The sequence below is a fragment of the Pantoea sp. EKM21T genome (assembly GCF_011800405.1).
GTDB lineage: Bacteria > Pseudomonadota > Gammaproteobacteria > Enterobacterales > Enterobacteriaceae > Pantoea > Pantoea agglomerans.
Genome location: NZ_JAALFV010000008.1, coordinates 189,701 through 212,718 on the forward strand (window position 1 = coordinate 189,701; position 23,018 = coordinate 212,718).

Below are 23,018 nucleotides of genomic sequence, written 5' to 3' on the forward strand. Positions count from 1 at the left end.
CCGCGTAAGGAGCAGCGATGAAAGGCATCATTTTAGCGGGAGGGTCGGGCACGCGGTTACACCCGATAACCCGTGCAGTATCAAAGCAACTTCTGCCGGTTTACGACAAACCGATGATCTACTATCCGCTCTCCGTGCTGATGCTGGCGGGTATTCGCGACATCCTGTTAATTACCACGCCGGAAGATCGGGCGCAGTTTGAACGGCTGCTGGGCGATGGCAGTGAATTTGGGATACGCCTCAGCTATGCGGTGCAGCCAAGTCCCGATGGGCTGGCGCAGGCCTTTATCATCGGCGAATCCTTTATCGGCGAGGATAATTGCTGCCTGGTTCTGGGTGATAACCTCTATTTTGGCCAGGGCTTCAGCCCCAAGCTCCGCAAAGTTGTTGAACAGAATCGTGGCGCAACGGTGTTCGGCTATCAGGTCATGGACCCGGAACGTTTCGGCGTGGTGGAGTTTGACGATAACTTCAAGGCGATCTCGATTGAAGAGAAACCACAGCAGCCGAAATCGCGCTGGGCAGTAACCGGGCTCTATTTTTATGACAATCAGGTTATTGAATTCGCGAAACAGGTGAAACCCTCAGCGCGGGGCGAGCTGGAAATCACGGCCATTAACCAGATGTATCTGGAGCGTGGTGAGCTGACGGTCGAACTGCTGGGACGAGGTTTTGCCTGGCTGGATACCGGCACGCACGACAGCCTGGTGGAAGCCAGCATGTTTGTGCAGACGGTGGAAAAACGTCAGGGCTTTAAAATTGCCTGCCTGGAAGAGATTGCCTGGCGCAACAGCTGGCTGAGTGATGACCAGCTGCGGGCCGCGGGTGAAGCGCTGACAAAAACCGGCTACGGCCAATACCTGCTGGATTTATTACATGCCCGTCCACGTCAATATTAATCCCCTTAGCTGGGAGAGCGCATTCTTCGGTGTTGATACCGTGCGGCTGGAGCCGCAAGGTGACATTCCGCTGGAACAGGCGCTGCGTCATCCCTGTGCGCTGATGCAGATAAAAGTCGCTGCCAGCGAGACGGCACTGATTGATACGCTGCAGCAGCATCAGTTCCGGCTGGCAGAAGGCGAAGCAGATCTGACGCTGGCGCTGAAACAGACTGAACGGCAGGCGGGAATTCGCATTGCGCGCGAAGCCCAGATCCCGCTACTGCGCGATGCTGCCTCACAGCTCTTCAGCCAGAGTCGTTTTCGCGCGCCCTGGTATGCGCCGGACGCCAGCGGACGCTTCTATGCGCAGTGGATTGAAAATGCGGTACGCGGGGCGTTTGACGATCAGTGTCTGGTGGCAAGCGATGCCGCGGGTCAGCTGCAGGGATTTGTTTCGCTGCGCGCGGTGGATGGCGATGCCCGCATTGGCCTGCTGGGCGTACTGCCCGACGCGCAGGGCCAGGGGCTGGGACAGCGACTGATGCTGGCGGCGGCAGACTGGGCGCGGGTACGACAGCTGGCTCAGCTTCGGGTTGCTACCCAGCTCAGCAATCTCACGGCGATGCGCCTCTATTTACGCAGCGGTGCCCGGCTCGACAGCACCGCGTACTGGTTTTACAGGAAAGGTCATGATTCCATTTAATGCGCCCCCGATTGTGGGCACAGAAATTGAGTATATGCAGTCGGCGATGAACAGCGGCAAGCTGTGCGGCGATGGTGGATTTACCCGTCGCTGTCAGCAGTGGATGGAGCAGCGTTTTGGCAGCAAAAAAGTGCTGCTGACCCCCTCCTGTACCGCTTCGCTGGAGATGGCGGCGCTGTTAATCGATCTGCAGCCCGGCGATGAAGTGATTATGCCGAGCTACACCTTTGTCTCTACCGCCAACGCCTTTGTGCTGCGCGGCGCCCGCATTGTGTTTGTCGATGTGCGCCCGGACACCATGAACATTGATGAAACGCTGATCGAAGCGGCCATCACTGAAAAAACCCGTGCCATTGTGCCGGTGCATTACGCAGGCGTGGCCTGTGAAATGGACACCATTATGGCGCTGGCGGCAAAGCATAAGCTGTTTGTGATTGAAGATGCGGCGCAGGGCGTGATGTCACGCTACAAAGGTCGTGCGCTCGGCACCATCGGTCATATTGGCTGCTTCAGTTTCCACGAAACCAAGAACTACACCGCCGGCGGCGAAGGTGGCGCGACGCTCATTAACGACGCCAGCCTGGTCGAGCGCGCCGAGATCGTGCGGGAAAAAGGCACCAACCGCAGCCAGTTCTTCCGGGGTCAGGTCGATAAATACACCTGGCGCGATATGGGATCGAGCTATCTGATGGCCGATCTGCAGGCAGCCTATCTCTGGGCGCAGCTGGAAGCCGCTGAAGGTATCAACCAGCAGCGGTTACGCATCTGGCAGCGTTACTACGATGCGCTGCAGCCGCTGGCGGCTCAGGGACGCATCAGCCTGCCGGTGATCCCCGCCAGCTGTGAACACAATGCGCACATGTTCTACATCAAACTGCGCGATCAGGACGATCGTCAGGCGCTGATAAACTGGATGAAAGAAGCCGAGATACTGACGGTGTTTCACTATATTCCGCTGCACAGTTCGCCCGCCGGTGAGCGGTTCTCGCAGTTTGTCGGCGACGATCGCTTTACCACCCGGGAAAGTGAACGCCTGCTGCGTCTGCCGCTGTTTTATAACCTGTCGGATAATAATCAGAGCACGGTTATCAGCTCACTGCTGAGCTTCTTTTCCTGATGTCATTAGCCAGAGCCTCAGTGTGGACCGCATCGTCCACGCTGGTAAAAATTGTGGCCGGCCTGCTGGTCGTCAAACTGCTGGCGGTCAGCTTCGGACCCGAGGGTGTCGGCCAGGCGGGGAACTTCCGTCAGTTGATCACCGTGCTGGGTGTGCTGGCGGGCGCAGGCATCTTTAATGGCGTCACCACCTATGTGGCGCAGTATCAGCAGCAGCCCGAGCAATTGCGGGCGATGGTGGGCACGGCATCAACCATGGTGCTGGGCTTTTCCGGTGTGCTGGCGCTGCTGTTTCTGCTGGCGGCGGCACCCATCAGTATCGCGCTGTTTGGTCACGACCGCTATCAGGGCGTCATCCGCGTGGTGGCCTTTCTTCAGCTCGGCATCGCCTGGGCCAACTTTACCCTGGCGCTGCTGAAGGGCTATCGCGATGCGCGCGGTAATGCGCTGGCGCTGATTCTCGGCAGCCTGATTGGCGTGGCAGGCTATCTGCTCTGCTGGTGGCTGGGCGGCTATCAGGGCGCGCTGACGGGTCTGGCGCTGGTGCCGGCTTTGCTGCTGCTGCCTGCACTCCTGATGCTGAAACGCCGTGCGCCGCTGCCGCTTAGCTGGCTGCGACCGCAATGGCATCCTGAGCTGGCCCGTAATCTGGCAAAATATACGCTGATGGCGCTGATCACCGCCGTGACCCTGCCGGTCGCCTGGGTGCTGATGCGTAATCTGCTGGCGGAGCAGCAGGGCTGGGCACAGGTCGGATTGTGGCAGGGCGTCACCAGCATTTCCGATGCCTATCTGCAATTTATTACCGCGACGTTTAGCGTCTGGCTGCTGCCGACGCTGGCGCGGCTGGATAACAAACGCGACATCGCGCGCGAGATTGGCCGTGCACTGCGCTTTGTCCTGCCCGCCGTAGCGGTTGCCAGCCTGGGTGTCTGGGTACTGCGCGATTTCGCCATCAGCCTGCTGTTCTCTGAAGCGTTTCGCGGGATGCGCGATCTCTTTGTCTGGCAGCTGTGCGGCGATGTTTTTAAGGTCGGCGCCTATGTTTTCGGATATCTGGTTATCGCCAAAGCCTCGCTGCGCTTTTATGTTCTGACTGAGATCAGCCAGTTCCTGTTGCTGACCCTGTTTTCACGCTGGTTGATCCCGTTACATGGCGCGACGGGTGCGGCGCAGGCCTATATGTTTACCTATATGGCTTACTTTGCCCTGTGTTGTGGCGCTTTTATTGTTTACTGCCGGAAAAAATGACTTTAATTCACGTTTTGGGATCGGACATTCCCCACCACAATCTTACGGTGCTGCGCTTTTTCAACGACGTACTCAGCGTTGAGCAGCCTGCGGCTGCGCCACGCCATTTTATGGTGGTGACGCAGCAGCCCGAGAGCCTGGCGCCGTTCAGTGCGTTGCAGATCGAGTGCTTTACCAGCAAGAAAGCGCTGGCGCAGGCGGTACTGCAGCGGGCCAGAAATCGTCAGCAGCGTTTTTTCTGCCACGGACAGTTTAACCCGTGGATCTGGCTGGCGTTACTCAGCGGTAAGCTGCGTCGTTCACAGCTCTTCTGGCACGTCTGGGGTGCCGATCTTTATGAAGATTCGCGCAGCCTGAAGTTCCGTCTGTTCTATCTGGTCCGCCGGATAGCGCAGGGGCGTGTTGCACAGGTTTTTGCGACCCGTGGCGACCTGCATCACTACCAGCAGCGCCATCGGCGCGTACCCGGTTCACTGCTCTATTTTCCCACCAGAATGCCCGCCGCAGCCGTTGAATCTGTCCCGTCGGAGCCTTTTACGCTGTTGCTGGGCAACTCGGGCGATCCGAGTAACCGGCATATCGAAGGCTTAAAAGCGATTCACGCGCAGTTTGGCGAGCAGGTGCGTATCGAGGTCCCTTTGGGCTATCCGCCAGGTAATGAGGCTTATATCAGCCAGATTCAGGCCGCTGCCGATGCGCTGTTCCCAAACGGGCAGGTGAATCTGATGCGTGAAAACCTGGCGTTTGATGATTACTTAGCCCTGCTGGCGCGCTGCCATGTCGGCTATTTTATGTTTGAACGTCAGCAAGGGGTGGGAACACTCTGCCTGCTGATTCAGGCCAACGTGCCGTTTGTCCTGACCCGCAAAAATCCATTCTGGCGTGATGTGGCAGAGCAGCAGCTTCCGGTATTGTTCAGTGAAGATACGCTGTCGCCTGCGGTGATCGCCGAGGCACGTCGTCAGCTGATGAGCTGTGATAAACAGGCTATCGCCTTTTTTGCGCCGGGTTATCTGGCGGGCTGGCGGGCCGCGTTACAGCTCAGCGAAGGGGAGTTGTCATGAGTCTTATGCAGTTTGGCGGCCTGCTGGTGGTCTATTTGCTGTCGCTGGTTTTTATCCTGACCCTGACCTGGCGGGAGTTTAAGCGCGTCCGTTTTAACTTTCATCTGTTCTTCACGCTGCTGTTCTTACTGACCTTTTACTTCGGCTTCCCGCTGACCTCCGTGCTGGTGTTTCGCTTTAATGTTGAAGTGGTGCCGGTTGAGAACCTGCTGGAGGCGCTGCTGTCGGCCACGGCTTTTTACGCCATTTATTACGTCAGCTATAAAGTGCGACTGAAACCCGCCAGCGCGTCTCCGGTGAAGCCCTGGCTGCAGATGAATCGCGTCGAAACCCATCTGACCTGCCTGATCCTGGCGCTGGTGGCGCTGGGTACGGTGACGGTGTTCTTCATTCATAACGGTTTTCTGCTGTTCCGCCTGACCGCCTATAACCAGATTTTCTCCAGTGAAGTGTCGGGTGTAGCGCTTAAGCGCTTCTTCTATTTCTTTATTCCGGCGATGCTGATCCCCTACTTTTTGAGCCCGACGCGCCGCAACTGGCTGCTGTTCCTGGTGGTGACCGTTGCCTTTGGTTTACTGACCTACGCGCTGGTGGGCGGTACCCGCGCCAATATCATTATTGCGTTTGCCCTGTTCCTGTTTATCGGGATTACCCGTGGCTGGATCACTTTGTGGATGCTGGCAACGGCGGGCGTGCTGGCGATTGCAGGAATGTTCTGGCTGGCACTGCGCCGCTATAACCTCGACGTTATGGGCGATGAAGCGTTTTATACTTTCCTCTATCTGACGCGTGATACCTTCTCGCCGTGGGAGAATCTCGCCTTGCTGCTGGATAACTACGCCAGAATTGAGTTTCAGGGGCTGGCACCGCTGTGGCGTGATTTCTACGTTTTCATTCCGACCTGGCTCTGGCCGGATCGGCCGCTGGCAGTGTTAAACAGTGCTAACTACTTCACCTGGGAAGTGCTGAACAACCATTCTGGCCTGGCGATTTCACCCACGCTGATAGGGTCGCTGGTGGTGATGGGCGGCGTCTGGGCGATTCCGATCGGTGCGGTCGCGGTAGGGATGATTATAAAAGCCTTTGATGCAATCTATCAGCGTGGCTGTCTTGAGACCAACCGTTACACCGGCGCCATCCTGCAAAGCTTCTGTTTTGGCGCGGTCTTTAACATGATCGTGCTGGCACGCGAAGGCCTTGATGCGTTCGGTTCACGCGTGGTGTTTTTCTGCATCATTTTTGCTGCCTGTCTGGGCATGGCTAAATTACTTTTCTGGTTACTGGATCGCGCAGGTTTGATTCGCGACCGCAGCAGGCGGGTGTTGCACAGCCCGCTCTGAGTAGCCTCTGGGATTGACGGAAGATATGACAAAGTTAACTGAGACGCCGCAGTATCGGATTCGCGGCGTTGAGTTGTATGGCTTCGAAAACATGCCGTCGGCGGTGAATTTTCTGATGCCGCCGCACAGCGTACGCAGCGGTATTTTAGTGGCGATTAATGCGGAGAAGATCCTGACCGCTGAGCGGGATGAGGGATTACGTACGCTGTTAGCGCAGGCGGAATATGCATACGCCGATGGCATCAGCATTGTGCGCTCGATTCGTAAAAAGTATCCACACGCGTCGGTGCAGCGCATTGCGGGTGCTGATTTATGGGAAGCGCTGATGGAACGCGCCGGGCGGGAAGGGACGCCTGTGTTTCTTATCGGCGGTCGTCAGCAGGTGCTGGATGAAACCTGCGATAAGCTACGTCGTCAGTGGAATGTGAATATTGTCGGGGCGCAGGACGGCTATTTTGCGCCAGCCGATCAGGATGCGCTGTTTGCCCGGATTGCGGCCAGCGGCGCGAAGCTGGTGACTGTAGCGCTGGGGTCGCCCCGTCAGGAGCTGTTGATGCTGGCGTGCCGTGCGCACTGGCCTGATGCGCTCTATATGGGCGTGGGTGGAACGTACGATGTTTTCACCGGCCATGTGAAGCGAGCGCCTGAGATCTGGCAGCGGTTGGGGCTGGAGTGGCTCTATCGTCTGATTCGGCAGCCTGGCCGCCTGCGCCGGCAATTAAAACTGCTTAAATATTTGCGCTATCACTGGCGTGGCGATCTCTGATATTGCTGATAAATGCCGCATTTTTACGCGTTGTGAGAGTGGAAATGCACTATTTGTCGACAAAATGCACAAAGCGTAATCAAACGCGTCTTTTTATTTAAAAAGCACTAGACACGATGGGCGCTTATCTCTAGTATGCACATCCGCAACGGCGCTACGCGCCCGTAGCTCAGCTGGATAGAGCGCTGCCCTCCGGAGGCAGAGGTCTCAGGTTCGAATCCTGTCGGGCGCGCCATATCGTTTGTGCGCATGAGCTTCGGTGGTTGATTTACCGCGGTTGGCAGTAGAGATTTAAATGCTGCAGGTTTTTAACTTGTGACATTAAGTATTGTGGTGGCTATAGCTCAGTTGGTAGAGCCCTGGATTGTGATTCCAGTTGTCGTGGGTTCGAGTCCCATTAGCCACCCCAGATTTTGCTGGGAAACGCGAAGGTGGCGGAATTGGTAGACGCGCTAGCTTCAGGTGTTAGTGTCTTAACGGACGTGAGGGTTCAAGTCCCTCTCTTCGCACCAGGCAAAACAGTTAAAAAAATCGGCGAGTAGCGCAGCTTGGTAGCGCAACTGGTTTGGGACCAGTGGGTCGGAGGTTCGAATCCTCTCTCGCCGACCATTTTAGAAACCTGTCTGAAAAGACAGGTTTTTTTTCGTCTGCAGAAAAGAGGATGAGGACCTCCGAAGGAGGTTTGAGCCGAGCGTAGCGAGACAACGTTGCTTCAGCAACGGCCCGAAGGGCGCTGCTCGCAGAGCAGAGTAATCCTCTCTCGCCGACCATTTTAGAAACCTGTCTGAAAAGACAGGTTTTTTTTCGTCTGCAGAAAAGAGGATGAGGACCTCCGAAGGAGGTTTAGGTGGGTACAGCTAAATAAGTTTGCTGTAAATCCGAGCCTGCGAAGGGAACATGGTCAGATCGGAAAGTCGCTTAAGCCATCCATGGCCGCTCGGCCCACGCCGTCCCTGGCGTGGGACGCTTTCCTCTTCTGACCATGCTCCCTGCGCGTTGAGCTTATGCGCTGTGGTCAGATGCATCCGGGTTTAGATCTGTCATTTGTCTGAAGCGTCCTTGTAAGTATCAGATGCGTCTGCCATACGTGAAGCGAAGGGAGCATACGCCTGTAGCAAAGCATCGCGCCGCCCGGATAAAAACGCCAGGAGCGTTTTTGAACAACGCAAAGCGTTGGCCCGACTACGGGCGCACCTCAGGGATGAGGTGCGTAATCGCCCGCGCTGAGGATGGCGTCTTTTGACGTCTTTGCGTAAGGCGTATGCCTCCCTGAAGCCCGCACAGCAGTGAGAGCGGGCTGCTTGTTAGCTAATCCTTTGATGCCAGCTCACCCTTGATTTCGCCAGTTGTCAGATAAAGTTGCTTAAACAGGAGCAACAGCGTCGTGAATTGCCGACAAATAAGTCATTGTTATTGTTGATTTCACAGAGAGATTTGCCTTGCTGTCTCCATTCAGAGACAGAGAAAATGCCAGCTGTCGCTGGATACCGACATTTCCCGAAAGGCCTGTTGAATGAAGTTTTGAGCTAATTATTTAACCTGCTGATTTATTGTGATTTTAAAAATAATCATAAACCTGGCACGGTTTGTGCAATACTTCTGCTGTAGATGCTCATTCCACCTCTTATGTCTGCTGATGCTACATAAACCTGGGAATGATGCAGAGCCAATTTTAGGTACCTGTTGTCTGCCTGCCTGTATCGCGAAAGCCTTACAGGGTTAACAGACACCACGTTGAGTCAGGTACCTCCCGGTTGTCTTACCGACCTGATCTTGCACCTGCCACTGGCAGGTGTTTTTTTTTGCCTGCGAAAGCGTGCTGGCAGATTGCGGGCACAAAAAAGCCGGGCAAGCCCGGCTTTATCAGGTATGAAAAGAGGATCAGGCGTTGGGATTGTTCTTCAGTGTGAGCAACAACCCTTCACGACGCATCTTCGCCGCTTCTTCCGGGCGACGCAGACGATCATAAACATCCGCCAGCCATGCATAATCAAACGCGTCAGGACGCTGTGCCAGCGCCTGCTGCAGTGCCTCAGCAGCCTGCTGCCATTCACCATGACGCATCAGCAACTGCCCCAGCGTACTGTGCAGCAGCGGTGTTGCGCCGTGTTGTTTGATTTGCTGGCGTAGAACTTTCTCCAGCGCTTCCGGATTACCACTTTTGATGCGAGGCATCAGCAGTACCAGACGATCGTCATAATGACGCTTGAGGCCCTCAAGCACGATCGATTGCGCGGTGTCGTGATCGTTGCATTCAATCAGATGATCCGCCATGGCCACCTGCAGCGTCGTTTCCTGACGGGTTTTGCGGCTCAGATCGTTCCACCAGCGCTTCAGCCCATCGCTGCCCTGGTCGGCCATTGCCTGATTCATCAGACCCAGCCAGGCCTGCTGCTGTAATGCATCACGATGCAGCTCATCGCCAACCTGCGCCTTCTGCATGGCGGGCAGAATATCCAGCAACGCACTCCAGGCACCAGTACGGACATACGCCTGTTCGGCCAGGCGCAGCACTTCAGGATGACGCGGTGCCACTTCCAGAAGACGGTCAATGCTATGACGCGCAGCATGATCTTCATTACGTGCCAGCTGAATACGTGCGCGGGCAATTTCTACCGGAATGGTGTTGCTCTCCGACAGCTCTGCAGCACGTTCAAGATGCTGATTGGCACGGATTTCATCACCACGCTGTTGCGCAGCTTCTGCTGCCAGCAGGTAGTTCGCCACCGGCACATCAGCGTGATCGGCATCTTTAGAAAGCAGTTTTTCCACCTGACGGTGATCGCCTTCTGCCAGCTTCATCAGCGCCGACTGAGTATGACGCTGGGCGCGACGGCGTTTACGTCCGGTAAACCAGCCACGGGTACGCGCGCCGGTGTGCAGCACGCGGCGCAGCAGCCATTCCACGGCCAGAATCACCAGCAGGCTGAGGATGAGGATAATGACCAGGCCGGTGACGCTGGTTTCGATGTTCCAGTTATCGGTCTGAATCAGCACGTAACCCTGATGACCGGCAATCATCGGTCCCAGCACCACGCCAGCAATCAGCAGGATAAAGAGGATAAATACCTTAAGCATGCTTAGCCTCCCTGCTGATTAGCAGCGGCAGAAGGTTGCGCTAACAGGTTCCGGACGCGGGTCTGCATCAGCTGTTCCAGCAACGGCTGACTTTCCAGGTTATCCGGCAGATCCATATTGATGTTCTGCTGGCTCAGCTCATCCAGCTGGGCAAGGAAGGCTTTGGTAGCGGCATCATTGGTGTCGTACCAGGCGCGAACCCACGCGGACACGGTGTCGATAGATTGTTTATAAATCTCATCCTGATGACGCGGTACCGCCTGAGCAGCAATCAGCAGACGCGAGCGGATATTCTCACGCAGGTAAACATCCTGATTAGGTGCCAGCAGGGGCTGGGCGGTGTTATCGCGGCGGCGGATGGTAATAAAATCATCCATAAAGTTATGCCAGCTTTTCACCAGATTCTGACGCCATTCGCGCACGGAACCTGACAGTTCACCGCCATCGCTGTCCATCGGCGCATCATCGCTGTCATTATCGGCCAGACGCAGATTATCAACGTTGTTCGACAACTGGTTCAGTTTGAGGATCACGCCGTCATAATCGACCTGCGTAACCGAAGAGAGGTTACTGATATCCTGGGTCAGCACACGACGCACATTCATGACGCTGGGATCGTTCATGTCGGCCAGGCTGGCATCGGCGCTTTTCAGCAGAGCAGCGGCGGTGGTGACATCCTGGTCGCTCCAGAGTTTGCGGCCAGCCAGTTTCACCAGATAGTCCGCCTGTGCCAGCAACCAGCTGCGCACGTCGTTGCCAGAAATCACGGCCACTTTTTCACGCAGGGTTTCCAGCTCTTTTGCTGACGCGTTCTGCTGTGTCTGGGCTGTCTGCAACGCGGTTTCGGCGCCGCTCAGTTGCTGAGTCAGCTGCTGTTTGTCGCTGCTGGCCTGCTGTTGCAACGCGCTTAATTGTTCGCTCAGCTTCTGATTGGTTTGTGCCTGTAAATCAGCCTGATGTTTCCCGTTAAGGTATAAACCCGCACCAATCGCCAGCGCAATCACAATCGCAACTGCACCCAGCACCATGCCACCATTTTTCGCATTACGCGGTGGTGTGCTGTTGCTGGAAGGAGAGCGGTCGACCGCTGGGGTGGTTTCTTCAACCATGGCGGAGGAGTCTTTTTGTTCCGTCATATGTGGCACATCCCATTGTTAAAGTTCAGCGTAACGCGCGCAGCAGCGCATCGTTATCGGCACCATCGGCTACCTGAATATCCTGCCAACCCAATCCTGCGGCTAGGGTAGCCAAACGTTCACTGACGACAACCAGTCGGCAGTTGAGCAGCCATTCCTCGCGATCAACTGCGGGGAACAGCGAAAAAAGCTGTTGTAACATTTCACCGCTGGTCACCACCAGCACGGAGACACCGCGATCGCGCCAGCGGCGTCCTTCAACGGGTCCATCATAATACTTCTGGCAGCGCTGATAACAGGCTGCAAACGACACCTCAGCACCTCGCCGGGTTAACGTCTGAGCCAGCAACTCGCGTCCGGGATCGCCACGCAGGATCAGCGCACGTTTACCTGCAACCTTCTGAAGGGTATTCAGCTGGATCAATTCTTCACTGGTTTCATGTGCATGAGGCCAGGTTACCTGCTGTCCGCTGGCGGTATGAAACGCCAGGGCGGTGCTGCGACCAATTGCATAATAGTCCAGCTCAGCGGGCCATGCTGTGACGGTGTGTTGTGCGTAATGTATAACCTGCTGAGAAAGGATAAAAACCAGGTCGCCAGGGCGAAGTGCGGCGAGCTTTTGTGGCAGAGAGGTGAGATCAGCGCCCGGCGCAAATTCAATCAGCGGCAGGCTCCACGCCTGTTTGCCAAGGGCATGCAGGCGTGACACCAGCTCTGCCGCTGCGGGTTCCGGGCGCGTCACCAGAATGGTCATGCCGGCGGCTGCCCCTGGTAAACTTCTTTCAGGATTTCACGCGCGCCGCCATTCAGCAGTTCATCGGCCAGTGAAATACCCATCTGTTCAGCCTGAGCGCGGGGACCCCGGCGTTCGCCGCTGACCATGACCCGGCCATCCGGTGCGCCAACCATGCCGCGCAGCCAGAGGTCATCGCCTTCCAGCACCGCGAAACTGCCGATTGGCACCTGGCAGCCACCCTCTAAACGGGTATTCATGGCGCGCTCCGCTCGGACACAGACTTCGGTATCATCGTGATTCAGCGCCTGCAACAGGCTGATTAAGGTGGTGTCGTCCAGACGGCATTCAATGCCGACCGCACCCTGACCCACGGCGGGCAGGGAAACTTCGGCAGGCATCGCCTGACGAATGCGATCTTCCAGTCCCAGGCGTTTCAGCCCGGCGACAGCAAGAATAATCGCGTCATACTCTCCGGCATCAAGCTTGCCGAGGCGGGTGCCGACATTGCCCCGCAGCGAGCGGATCACCAGGTCCGGACGGCGCGCACTAATCTGGCACTGACGGCGCAGGCTGGACGTGCCGACAATGGCACCCTGTGGCAGCGCGTCGATGGAGTCATAATGATGAGAAACGAACGCATCGCGCGGATCGTCGCGCTCGCAGATGGTTACCAGGCCCAGACCTTCCGGGAAATTGACCGGCACATCCTTCATCGAGTGCACCGCCATATCGGCACGGCCATCCTGCATCGCCAGCTCAAGCTCTTTGACAAACAGCCCTTTGCCACCCACTTTTGCCAGCGGCGTATCAAGGATGATGTCACCTTTCGTGACCATAGGCACCAGCTCAACGCGCAGTCCCGGATGGGCACTCATGAGTCGTTGCTGTACATAATGTGCCTGCCATAATGCGAGCGGGCTTTGTCTTGTAGCAATTCTGAAAATTTTGTCTAACATGCTGTTAACCATTTTTATCGTTCACTGAATATCCTATCATCTCTGGGTGAAGACTGTCAGTTTCAACGGATTGAAAACGGCCTGCGTGCGGTTTCAGGCCGGTTTATTAAGCCATAACGTGGGAACCAGAGCTGAAAAGGCGGGAAGCTGGTAAGAACGTGCTAAACTGTCAGGTAGCGCAACTTTCTTTACGGTCAATCTGCAGGGTGTTAGATTGATCACGTTTCCAGCAATTATCTACCCACTTTTTTACTTTATAAGCGGCAGAGTGTGGAAACAGGGTGCTTAAACACTGGGACAATCAGGCGAAACGTCTTGTACCTCTACATTGAGACACTGAAACAGAGACTGGATGCAATCAACCAGCTGCGCGTTGATCGTGCGCTGGCTGCTATGGGACCCGCTTTTCAGCGCGTCTACAGTCTGCTGCCAACCTTATTACATTATCAACATCCGCAGATGCCGGGTTACCTTGAAGGTAGCGTTCCACATGGCATCAGCTTCTTCACGCCTGATGAAAATCAGCGTCAGCTGCTGGCCGATCTCACCGGCGACAGCGATCTGCGTCATGCCGATGCACCGAAAGGCGAAATGCCGATTACGGCGATCTATTCTATGGGCAGCACCTCATCTGTCGGCCAGAACAGCGTCTCGGATCTCGATATCTGGGTCTGCCATCAATCCTGGCTTGATAATGAAGAGCGTCTGAATCTGCAGCGCAAATGTACGCTGCTGCAGAAGTGGTGCGTTTCAATGGGCGTAGAGGTGAGTTTCTTTCTGATTGATGAGAACCGCTTCCGCCACAACGAAAGCGGCAGTCTGGGCGGTGAAGATTGCGGTTCAACACAACACATTTTACTGCTGGATGAGTTCTACCGTACGGCAGTTCGTATGGCGGGCAAACGCATCCTGTGGAATATGGTGCCGGGCGAAGAAGAGCACAATTACGACGACTACGTAATGTCGCTCTACGCCAAAGGCGTGCTGACCCCTAATGAGTGGCTCGATCTTGGCGGCCTCGGCACGCTGTCGGCGGAAGAGTATTTCGGTGCCAGCCTGTGGCAGCTCTATAAAAGCATCGACTCCCCGTATAAAGCCGTACTGAAAACGCTGCTGCTGGAAGCCTACAGCTGGGAATACCCAAACACGCAACTGCTGGCGATGGATATCAAACAGCGCCTGCATGACGGTGAAATCATCTGCTTCGGGCTTGATCCTTACTGCATGATGCTGGAGCGCGTTACGCACTATCTGACCAGCGTTGACGATCAGCCGCGTCTTGATCTGGTGCGTCGCTGCTTCTACCTCAAAGTGTGTGAAAAGCTCAGCACCGAAGATCATCAGCATCGCACCGGCTGGCGTCGCGAAATTTTATCGCAGCTGGTCAAAGAGTGGGGCTGGAACGAAGAGAAGATTGCCATTCTGGATAACCGCGCTGAGTGGAAAATCGAGCGGGTGCGCGAAGCCCATAATGAATTGCTGGATGCGATGATGCAGAGTTATCGCAATCTGATCCGCTTTGCCCGTCGCAATAACTTAAGCGTCAGCGCCAGCCCGCAGGATATCGGTGTGTTGACCCGTAAACTGTATGCTGCGTTTGAAGCGCTGCCGGGCAAAGTGACGCTGGTGAATCCGCAGATTTCGCCCGATCTCTCCGAACCCAATCTGACCTTTATTCATGTGCCGCCTGGCCGCGCCAACCGTTCCGGCTGGTATCTCTATAACCAGGCGCCGGACATGGATTCGATTATCAGCCATCAGCCGCTGGAATATAACCGTTACCTGAACAAGCTGGTGGCGTGGGCGTGGTTCAATGGACTGCTGACCCGTAAAACCCGGCTGCATATTAAAGGCAATGAGGTTTGCGATCTGGCGCGTCTGCAGGAGCTGGTTAACGATGTTTCCAGCCACTTCCCGCTGCGTCTGCCCTCGCCGACGCCAAAAGCGCTCTATAGTCCATGCGAAATCCGGCACCTTGCGATTATTGTTAACCTTGAACACGATCCGACGGCGGCCTTCCGCAATCAGGTGGTGCACTTCGACTTCCGTAAGCTGGATGTCTTTAGTTTTGGTCAGCAGCAGCAGTGCCTGATTGGCAGCATCGATCTGCTCTATCGCAACTCCTGGAATGAGGTGCGTACGCTGCACTTCAGTGGCGAACAGGCGATGATCGAAGGGCTGAAAACCATTCTCGGCAAGATGCATCAGGATGCTGCACCGCCCGATACGGTGGAAGTGTTCTGCTACAGCCAGCATCTGCGCGGTCTGATTCGGACGCGGGTACAGCAGCTGGTCTCAGAATGCATTGAGCTTCGCCTCTCCAGCACACGTCAGGAGCCGGGTCGCTTTAAAGCGCTGCGTATGGCGGGTGAGACATGGGGCCTGTTCTTTGAACGCATGAGCGTTTCGGTGCAGAAGCTGGAAAACGCGGTTGAGTTTTATGGCGCGATCTCCAACAACAAGCTGCACGGACTGTCGATCAAAGTCGAAACGAATCAGACGCCGCTGCCACCGGTGGTCAATGGGTATGCCAGCGAAGGCATTATTCAGTTCTTCTTTGAAAACACCACTGATGAGCGCGGCTTCAATATCTACATCCTCGATGAGACCAATCGGGTTGAGGTCTATCATCACTGTGAAGGCAGTAAAGAGGAGCTGGTGCGCGATGTCAGCCGGTTCTACTCCTCATCGCACGATCGCTTTACCTATGGTTCGAGCTTTATCAACTTCAACCTGCCGCAGTTCTACCAGATTGTGAACACCGGTGAACGATTCCAGGTGATTCCGTTCCGTAGCCAGACGCTGACGCAGCTGTGCACCTCGCAGCCTGACAACGACAACAGCGACTATCAGCCACGCTATCAGGTGCACTGATGCTGACGGGCTGCCTGCGCTCTGCAGGTGGCCGCTATCTTCCCGGCTTGTCACCCGCTTCACGCTATTTGCGGGCATTTCCTGTTGCTTTTCCACCTTCAACTGCGATGATAAGCATCCAGGTAAAGGACATGAAGAGCATAAAGAATGAAGAAAGTAATAAGCCTGTTGGCCATGACACTGGCAGTAATCAGCCTTGCAGGTTGTGGTCTGAAAGGACCGCTCTACTTCCCGCCGAAGGATCAGCCGAAGAAACAACAAGCCCCAACCGACCGCCAGAAAGCGGATGCCTCTAAAGCCGATGTCGGCGGGCTGGTTACCGGCAATTCAGGCGTAAAAGCGAACTAATCTGATGGCTTATCCGGCGGAGCAAAAAATGCAGTTCTCCAAAATGCACGGTCTCGGCAACGATTTTATGGTTGTGGATGCGGTGACACAAAACGTCTTCTTTTCGCCGGAATTGATCCGCCGGCTGGCCGATCGTCATCTGGGGATCGGTTTTGATCAACTGCTGATTGTTGAACCGCCTTACGATCCCGATCTCGATTTCCACTATCGCATTTTCAACGCTGACGGCAGTGAAGTCGCACAGTGCGGCAACGGTGCGCGCTGCTTTGCCCGCTTTGTTCAGCTGAAAGGGCTGACCAACAAAAGTGACATCCGGGTCAGTACGCAGAATGGCCGCATGGTGTTGACCGTCACGCCTGACGACCAGGTGCGCGTCAACATGGGCGAGCCAAACTTTGAGCCTCAGCAGGTGCCGTTCCGCGCCAACAAGGCCGAAAATCTCTATCTGCTGCGCGTGGCCGAACAGACGGTGATGCTGGGTGCGGTGTCGATGGGCAACCCGCACTGCGTTATCCAGGTCGAAAGTGTCAAAACCGCGCAGGTTGAACTGCTGGGTCCGATTCTGGAGAGTCATGAACGCTTCCCGGATCGCGTCAATGTCGGTTTTATGGAGATCATCAATCCCGAACATATCCGCCTGCGCGTCTACGAACGCGGTGCGGGTGAAACGCAGGCGTGCGGCAGCGGCGCCTGTGCTGCCGTTGCATGTGGCATTCAGCAGGGCATTCTGGCACCCAAAGTGCGTGTCGACCTGCCTGGCGGAACGCTGCACATCACCTGGAAAGGCGCCGGTCAGCCGCTCTATATGACCGGGCCTGCGACACACGTCTACGATGGGTTTATTCATCTATGAAAAATATCGAAGAGCAGGCTGACAGTTCGGTTCTGCTGGACGATCAGGCCGTCAGTGATTATCTGCGGCAGAATCCCGATTTCTTTATCCGCAATGCCCGTGCAGTTGAACAGATGGCCGTGCCGCATCCGGTGCGTGGCAGCGTCTCTCTGGTCGAATGGCATATGGCACGGCAACGCAACCATATTCAGCGGCTGGAAGAAGAGATCACGCTGCTGATGGAGCAGGCCAGCGCTAACCACGAACTGTTTGACCGTCTGTTGTCGCTGGAGAGCCATCTGGCCGCGGCTGACTCGCTGCAGGATATGCTCAACCGTCTGCATCGCTGGGCGCGTGAGCTGGGCCTGGCGGGTGCCAATGTGCGGCTGTTCAGTGATAAATGGCTGCTGGGCGCGCCCTCCGATTTCTTTCAGCTGAGCCTCTCGCGTCAGGCGTTTGAACCGCTGCGTATTCAGCGCTTCGGTAACCAGCATCACTATCTTGGCAACATTAACGGGCCGGAACTGCTGCTGCTGTTGCCGCAGGCCAAAGCGATCGGGTCGGTTGCCATGTCGCTAATGGGTGAGGAGGGCGATCTCGGCGTGCTGGTGTTCAGCAGTCGTGACAGCCAGCACTATCAATCGGGCATGGGGACACTGCTGTTGCAGCATCTGTCGCAGATGATGCCTGATCTGCTCTCCCGCTGGGTTGAACGCGCATGAGCAGCGCGCTGCAGGAGGCCGTCGACGGATTTCTGCGCTACCTGAAAGTGGAGCGCCAGCTCAGTCCGTTAACCCAGAGCAGCTATGCGCGCCAGCTTGCCGCGCTGGTGGCGATTGCTGATGAGATGAAGCTCAGCAGCTGGGCGCAGCTGGAACCGGCGCAGGTGCGCAGCATGGCGGCGCGCAGCCGTCGCGCCGGACTGGCCGCCAGCAGCCTCGCGCTGCGGCTCTCCGCCCTGCGCAGTTTTCTCGACTGGCAGGTGAGCCAGGGTTTGCTTTCTGCCAACCCGGCCAAAGGGGTGATGACGCCGCGTAAAGCGCGCCATCTGCCTAAAAACATTGATGTAGATGAAGTAAATCAGCTGCTGGAGATCGACCTTAGCGATCCGCTGGCGGTGCGCGACCGGGCGATGCTGGAAGTGATGTATGGCGGCGGTTTGCGTCTCTCTGAACTGGTGAATATGGATTGTCGCCACGTCGATCTCGATTCAGGCGAAGTGTGGGTAGTCGGTAAGGGCAGCAAAGAGCGCCGGATACCGATTGGTCGCACGGCGGTCGCCTGGATCCAGCACTGGCTGCCGCTGCGTGAAACCTTTGGCGGCCAGGATGATGCGCTGTTTCTTTCGACGCGCGGCAACCGCATCTCGCCACGCAACGTGCAGAAACGCTTTGCCGAATGGGGCATCAGACAGGGCGTGGCCAGCCATATCCATCCGCATAAGCTACGACACTCATTTGCCACGCATCTGCTGGAATCCAGCGGTGACCTGCGCGCCGTGCAGGAGTTGCTGGGTCACGCAAACCTGTCGACGACCCAGATCTATACCCATCTCGATTTCCAGCATCTGGCTTCGGTGTATGACGCTGCGCATCCCCGCGCCAAACGAGGAAAGAACGAATGAAGTTTTATCGTCCGCTGTCGGCCATAAAAGCCATGACCTTCGACCTTGATGACACTCTCTACGATAACTACCCGGTCATCCGTCGTACCACCCTGGAGTCCCATGCCGCGTTGCAGGCTTTTCATCCGGCGCTGCGTGACTTCACGCCGCAGGATTATCAGCAGTTGCGCGATGAGCTGCTGCAGCGCGAACCTGATATCTATCATGATGTTTCGGAGTGGCGACGCCGTTCGGTTGAGCTGGCGATGCTGAATATCGGCCTCTCTGCCGCTGAAGCCACTGCGGGTGCGGCAGAAGTGATGGCGGTCTTCCATCAGTGGCGGAGTCAGGTCGAGATGCCGGATGAGACGCACCAGACGCTGAAAACCCTGGCGGAGAAAATCCCGCTGGTGGCGGTCACCAACGGCAACGCCTGCCCGGAAAAAATGGGCATTGCCGAATACTTCCGCTTCACGCTGCGGGCCGGGCCAGACGGGCGCGCCAAGCCGTGGCAGGATATGTATCAGCTTGCCGCGCAACGCCTTGATATCGCGCCACACCATATTCTGCACGTGGGTGATGACCTGACCACCGACGTGGCGGGCTCACTGCGCTGCGGGCTGCAGGCCTGCTGGATTAACCTGCGGCAGGGCAATCTGATGCATATCCCGGATGCGCGCCTGTTGCCGCATGTCGAAATTTCGCGGTTGGCATCACTCACCTCACTGCTATAATGGCTGTAAATTTATCCAGTCGTCTCCTCTTTTCTGTTTTGCCGCCGTCCCTTATCCGGCGTCTGTGGCGCCGCCTGACTGGCAGCGATAATGCCTTACGGCAGGCGGAATAATCAGTGTGACGACGGCGTTTTTTTCTTTGGTAATCGGTGCTTATGGACGTTTCTGAACTGCTCGATGGTTTGAATGACAATCAGCGCGCTGCCGTTGCGGCACCGCGCAGTAACCTGCTGGTGCTGGCAGGCGCGGGCAGTGGTAAAACGCGGGTGCTGGTGCATCGCATTGCCTGGCTGATGTCGGTGGAGAACTGCTCACCCTATTCGATTATGGCGGTGACCTTTACCAACAAAGCGGCAGCGGAGATGCGTCACCGTATCGAGCATCTGATCGGCACCAGTCAGGGCGGAATGTGGATCGGAACCTTCCACGGTCTGGCGCACCGCTTACTGCGCGCCCACCATCTTGACGCCGGTCTGCCACAGGATTTTCAGATCCTCGACAGCGAAGATCAGCTACGTCTGCTCAAGCGCCTGATCAAATCAATGAACCTTGATGACAAACAGTGGCCTGCGCGTCAGGGCATGTGGTACATCAATGGCAAAAAAGATGAAGGCCTGCGACCAAAGCATATCGAAAGCTACGGCAATCCGATTGAGCAGACCTGGCTGCGCATCTATCAGGCCTATCAGGAAGCCTGTGATCGCGCCGGTTTAGTCGACTTTGCCGAGCTGTTGCTGCGCGCCCATGAATTATGGCTCAACAAGCCACACATTCTTAATCACTACCGCGAACGCTTTACCAACGTGCTGGTGGATGAGTTCCAGGATACCAACAACATTCAGTATGCCTGGATTCGGATGCTGGCGGGCGACAGCGGCCGGGTGATCATCGTGGGCGATGATGACCAGTCGATCTACGGCTGGCGCGGCGCACAGGTCGAGAATATTCAGCGCTTTCTGCAGGATTTCCCCGGCGCGGAAACGATCCGTCTGGAGCAGAACTATCGCTCAACCAATAACATCCTGAAAGCCGCCAACGCCCTGATCGCTAACAACAATGGTCGCCTGGGGAAAGAGCTCTGGACCGAAGGCAGTGATGGCGAACCGATCTCGATCTACTGCGCCTTTAATGAGCTGGATGAAGCGCGCTTCGTGGTCAACCGTATTAAGGTCTGGATGGAGAACGGCGGCGCGCTCAACGACTGCGCCATTCTCTATCGCAGCAACGCCCAATCGCGTGTGCTGGAAGAGGCGCTGCTGCAAAGCAGCATGCCGTACCGTATTTATGGCGGCATGCGCTTCTTCGAACGTCAGGAGATCAAAGATGCGCTCTCCTATCTGCGTCTGATGGCGAACCGCAATGACGACGCGGCATTTGAACGCGTGGTGAATACCCCGACGCGCGGCGTGGGCGATCGCACGCTCGACGTGGTGCGTCAGACGGCCCGTGAACGTCAGATGACGCTGTGGCAGGCAACGCGTGAACTGCTGCAAAGCCGTGCGCTGGCTGGCCGGGCCGCGTCTGCGCTGCAACGCTTCTGTGAACTGGTTGATTCGCTGGCAACCGAAACCGCCGAGTTACCGCTGCATGTTCAGACCGACCGGGTCATCAAAGACTCTGGCCTGTGGCTGATGTATGAGCAGGAAAAAGGTGAGAAGGGCCAGGCGCGTATCGAAAACCTGGAGGAGCTGGTGACCGCTACGCGGCAGTTCAGCTATCAGGATGAAGATGAAGATCTGATGCCACTGCAGGCCTTTTTATCCCACGCCGCGCTGGAAGCGGGCGAAGGCCAGGCAGACAAATGGCAGGATGCGGTTCAGCTGATGACGCTCCACTCGGCAAAAGGGCTGGAGTTCAGCCAGGTGTTTATCGTCGGCATGGAAGAGGGCATGTTCCCGAGCCAGATGTCACTGGATGAAGGTGGCCGGCTGGAGGAGGAACGTCGTCTGGCTTATGTCGGCGTGACCCGTGCGATGCTCAAGCTGACGCTGACCTACGCCGAAACCCGCCGACTCTATGGTAAGGAAGTGTATCACCGGCCGTCCCGTTTTATCGGCGAACTGCCCGAAGCGTGCATAGAAGAAGTGCGTCTGCGCGCCAGCGTCAGCCGTCCGGTAAACCATCAGCGGATGGGTGCCCCGGTGACCAAAAATGACAGTGGATTCGCGCTGGGTCAGCGTGTTCATCACGCAAAATTTGGCGAAGGCACCATCATTAATCTGGAAGGCAGCGGCGAGCATAGCCGTCTTCAGGTGGCGTTTCAGGGGCAGGGAATCAAGTGGCTGGTGGCGGCTTACGCGAAGCTTGAAACGCTTTAGCGTGCGGTTGACGGCTTTTTCGTCTCAGCGTAACATGCGCCCACTATTATCATGAGAGGACAATGCCTTGGACACGCCCAGTCGATGCTGGCTCAATGACCTGGATTCCAGGAATAACATCTAAGGCTACCTCTTTACGCGGGTAGCCTTAGCGGTTATCAGCGACCTCCCTTTTTGATTCCGTCGCGAGTCAGCACTGATTTATCTCTGAAACTCTGTTTCCGTGTTCAGGCTGCCCGTTCCATGTTGAGGAACGGCGGACTGCCTTGTCCCATTTAGTCTGCAATGGGGAGTATTGCTATGCTGAGCGCATTTAAACTGGATCACAGCCGCCTGACGCGACTGGAGCTGGAAGACGAAAACGACAAACTGACGACCTCTGTCTGGGTCGATCTAATCGAGCCGGAAGAGGGCGAACGTGATCGCGTGCAATCTGAGCTGGGCCAGAGTCTGGCAACACGGCCTGAGCTGGAAGATATCGAGGCCTCGGCACGCTTCTTCGAAGATGAAGATGGTCTGCACATCCACTCCTTCTTCTTCTATGAAGACGCTGACGATCACGCCGGTAACTCCACCGTGGCGTTCACCATCCGTGAAGGCCGTCTCTACACGCTGCGCGAACGTGAGCTGCCTGCGTTCCGTCTCTATCGCATGCGCGCCCGTAATCAGACCCTGATCGACGGCAATGCCTTTGAGCTGCTGCTCGACCTGTTTGAAACCAAAATCGAGCAGCTGGCGGACGAAATCGAGAACATCTACAGCGCACTGGAGAAACTCAGCCGGGTGATCATGGAAGGTCAGCAGGGCGAAGAGTACGATCAGGCGCTGTCGCGACTAGCGGAACTGGAAGATATCGGCTGGAAGGTGCGTCTCTGTCTGATGGATACCCAGCGCGCCCTGAACTTCCTGGTACGCAAAGCACGTTTGCCGGGCAATCAGCTGGAGCAGGCGCGTGAAATTCTGCGCGATATCGAATCGCTGCTGCCGCATAACGAATCACTGTTTCAGAAGGTCAACTTCCTGATGCAGGCGGCGATGGGTTTCATCAACATCGAGCAGAACCGCATCATCAAGATCTTCTCGGTGGTCTCCGTGGTGTTTCTGCCGCCGACGCTGGTGGCTTCCAGCTATGGGATGAACTTTGAGTTTATGCCGGAACTGAAGTGGAGCTTTGGTTATCCGGCGGCGATCGGCCTGATGATTCTGGCCGGACTGGCGCCTTATCTCTATTTCAAACGTAAAAACTGGCTTTAAAATAAGAACGGGCCATCTGAGATGGCCC

Annotated in this window: 20 protein-coding genes, 4 tRNA genes and 1 other RNA gene; 21 read left to right on the forward strand and 4 right to left on the reverse strand. The window is 56.3% G+C overall.

Translation table 11 applies throughout. From position 1 onward, the window contains the following. Positions 1-17 precede the first annotated feature (17 nt). From rfbA to HFD87_RS17565, 12 genes are all read left to right on the forward strand, one after another. A complete protein-coding gene (gene rfbA / locus HFD87_RS17510) occupies positions 18-899 on the forward strand; it encodes a glucose-1-phosphate thymidylyltransferase RfbA (protein WP_010257356.1) in 882 nt (293 codons plus the stop codon). Beyond that, the gene (rffC, locus tag HFD87_RS17515; RefSeq protein WP_010257353.1) at positions 877-1,584 is read left to right on the forward strand and encodes a dTDP-4-amino-4,6-dideoxy-D-galactose acyltransferase; all 708 of its coding nucleotides are present in this window, start codon (positions 877-879) and stop codon (positions 1,582-1,584) included. Before rfbA ends, rffC begins: the two co-directional genes overlap by 23 nt. After that, positions 1,571-2,701 carry a dTDP-4-amino-4,6-dideoxygalactose transaminase gene (gene rffA / locus HFD87_RS17520; protein ID WP_010257349.1) on the forward strand — a complete coding sequence of 377 codons (1,131 nt, stop codon included), beginning with the start codon at positions 1,571-1,573 and terminating at the stop codon, positions 2,699-2,701. Before rffC ends, rffA begins: the two co-directional genes overlap by 14 nt. Further along, positions 2,701-3,951 (forward strand): lipid III flippase WzxE, encoded by a 1,251-nt coding sequence (gene wzxE / locus HFD87_RS17525; protein WP_010257347.1) that lies wholly within the window; start codon positions 2,701-2,703, stop codon positions 3,949-3,951. Before rffA ends, wzxE begins: the two co-directional genes overlap by 1 nt. Continuing rightward, entirely contained in the window at positions 3,948-5,015 is a 1,068-nt protein-coding gene (locus HFD87_RS17530; protein WP_062759457.1) for a TDP-N-acetylfucosamine:lipid II N-acetylfucosaminyltransferase, read from the forward strand. The genes wzxE and HFD87_RS17530 overlap by 4 nt, the downstream gene beginning before the upstream one ends. Further along, positions 5,012-6,355 (forward strand): ECA oligosaccharide polymerase, encoded by a 1,344-nt coding sequence (wzyE, locus tag HFD87_RS17535; RefSeq protein ID WP_167423728.1) that lies wholly within the window; start codon positions 5,012-5,014, stop codon positions 6,353-6,355. The genes HFD87_RS17530 and wzyE overlap by 4 nt, the downstream gene beginning before the upstream one ends. 25 nt (positions 6,356-6,380) lie before the next feature. Next, positions 6,381-7,121: a lipopolysaccharide N-acetylmannosaminouronosyltransferase gene (wecG, locus tag HFD87_RS17540; RefSeq protein WP_010671671.1), complete on the forward strand. Its 741-nt coding sequence runs from the start codon at positions 6,381-6,383 to the stop codon at positions 7,119-7,121. Between the two features lie 158 nt (positions 7,122-7,279). Further along, positions 7,280-7,356, forward strand: a tRNA-Arg gene (locus tag HFD87_RS17545). 98 nt (positions 7,357-7,454) lie between these two features. Beyond that, a tRNA-His gene (locus HFD87_RS17550) sits at positions 7,455-7,530 on the forward strand. A 16-nt stretch (positions 7,531-7,546) separates the two neighbouring features. Beyond that, positions 7,547-7,633, forward strand: a tRNA-Leu gene (locus HFD87_RS17555). Positions 7,634-7,653: 20 nt separating this feature from the next. Further along, a tRNA-Pro gene (locus HFD87_RS17560) sits at positions 7,654-7,730 on the forward strand. A gap of 31 nt (positions 7,731-7,761) precedes the next feature. Continuing rightward, positions 7,762-7,891: non-coding RNA, RtT sRNA (locus tag HFD87_RS17565), on the forward strand. 1,111 nt (positions 7,892-9,002) lie between these two features. Here the strand turns inward: HFD87_RS17565 and hemY are convergent. Genes hemY through hemC form a run of 4 tightly spaced genes read right to left on the reverse strand, consistent with a single transcriptional unit; the run spans position 9,003 to position 13,027 of the window. Then, positions 9,003-10,199 (reverse strand): protoheme IX biogenesis protein HemY, encoded by a 1,197-nt coding sequence (gene hemY / locus HFD87_RS17570; protein WP_010257339.1) that lies wholly within the window; start codon positions 10,197-10,199, stop codon positions 9,003-9,005. Positions 10,200-10,201: 2 nt separating this feature from the next. Next, positions 10,202-11,335, reverse strand: a complete 1,134-nt coding sequence (hemX, locus tag HFD87_RS17575) for a uroporphyrinogen-III C-methyltransferase (RefSeq protein ID WP_167423729.1) — start codon at positions 11,333-11,335, stop codon at positions 10,202-10,204. Between the two features lie 25 nt (positions 11,336-11,360). Further along, positions 11,361-12,089: a uroporphyrinogen-III synthase gene (gene hemD / locus HFD87_RS17580; RefSeq protein ID WP_010257334.1), complete on the reverse strand. Its 729-nt coding sequence runs from the start codon at positions 12,087-12,089 to the stop codon at positions 11,361-11,363. Continuing rightward, entirely contained in the window at positions 12,086-13,027 is a 942-nt protein-coding gene (gene hemC / locus HFD87_RS17585) for a hydroxymethylbilane synthase (RefSeq protein WP_033773337.1), read from the reverse strand. The genes hemD and hemC overlap by 4 nt, the downstream gene beginning before the upstream one ends. 315 nt (positions 13,028-13,342) lie before the next feature. On the opposite strand from hemC, the gene HFD87_RS17590 reads away from it, so the two are divergent. The 9 genes from HFD87_RS17590 (at position 13,343) to corA (ending at position 22,990) form a co-directional block, all read left to right on the forward strand. Further along, complete coding sequence (locus HFD87_RS17590) at positions 13,343-15,901, forward strand: class I adenylate cyclase (protein WP_010257330.1); 2,559 nt, start codon at positions 13,343-13,345, stop codon at positions 15,899-15,901. Between the two features lie 147 nt (positions 15,902-16,048). Then, a complete protein-coding gene (locus HFD87_RS17595; protein ID WP_010257328.1) occupies positions 16,049-16,249 on the forward strand; it encodes a lipoprotein in 201 nt (66 codons plus the stop codon). 28 nt (positions 16,250-16,277) lie between these two features. Continuing rightward, entirely contained in the window at positions 16,278-17,102 is an 825-nt protein-coding gene (gene dapF, locus HFD87_RS17600) for a diaminopimelate epimerase (RefSeq protein ID WP_010257326.1), read from the forward strand. Beyond that, entirely contained in the window at positions 17,099-17,803 is a 705-nt protein-coding gene (locus HFD87_RS17605; RefSeq protein WP_010257324.1) for a DUF484 domain-containing protein, read from the forward strand. The genes dapF and HFD87_RS17605 overlap by 4 nt, the downstream gene beginning before the upstream one ends. Beyond that, a complete protein-coding gene (xerC, locus tag HFD87_RS17610; RefSeq protein ID WP_010671674.1) occupies positions 17,800-18,705 on the forward strand; it encodes a tyrosine recombinase XerC in 906 nt (301 codons plus the stop codon). The genes HFD87_RS17605 and xerC overlap by 4 nt, the downstream gene beginning before the upstream one ends. After that, positions 18,702-19,418: a 5-amino-6-(5-phospho-D-ribitylamino)uracil phosphatase YigB gene (yigB, locus tag HFD87_RS17615; RefSeq protein WP_010257318.1), complete on the forward strand. Its 717-nt coding sequence runs from the start codon at positions 18,702-18,704 to the stop codon at positions 19,416-19,418. The genes xerC and yigB overlap by 4 nt, the downstream gene beginning before the upstream one ends. A gap of 155 nt (positions 19,419-19,573) precedes the next feature. After that, on the forward strand, positions 19,574-21,736 hold the full coding sequence (gene uvrD, locus HFD87_RS17620) for a DNA helicase II (protein WP_010257313.1): 2,163 nt from the start codon (positions 19,574-19,576) through the stop codon (positions 21,734-21,736). 67 nt (positions 21,737-21,803) lie between these two features. After that, positions 21,804-21,860, forward strand: a complete 57-nt coding sequence (ysgD, locus tag HFD87_RS23185) for a YsgD/CorL family protein (RefSeq protein ID WP_353748370.1) — start codon at positions 21,804-21,806, stop codon at positions 21,858-21,860. A 176-nt stretch (positions 21,861-22,036) separates the two neighbouring features. After that, entirely contained in the window at positions 22,037-22,990 is a 954-nt protein-coding gene (gene corA, locus HFD87_RS17625) for a magnesium/cobalt transporter CorA (protein ID WP_003854370.1), read from the forward strand. Positions 22,991-23,018 lie beyond the last annotated feature (28 nt).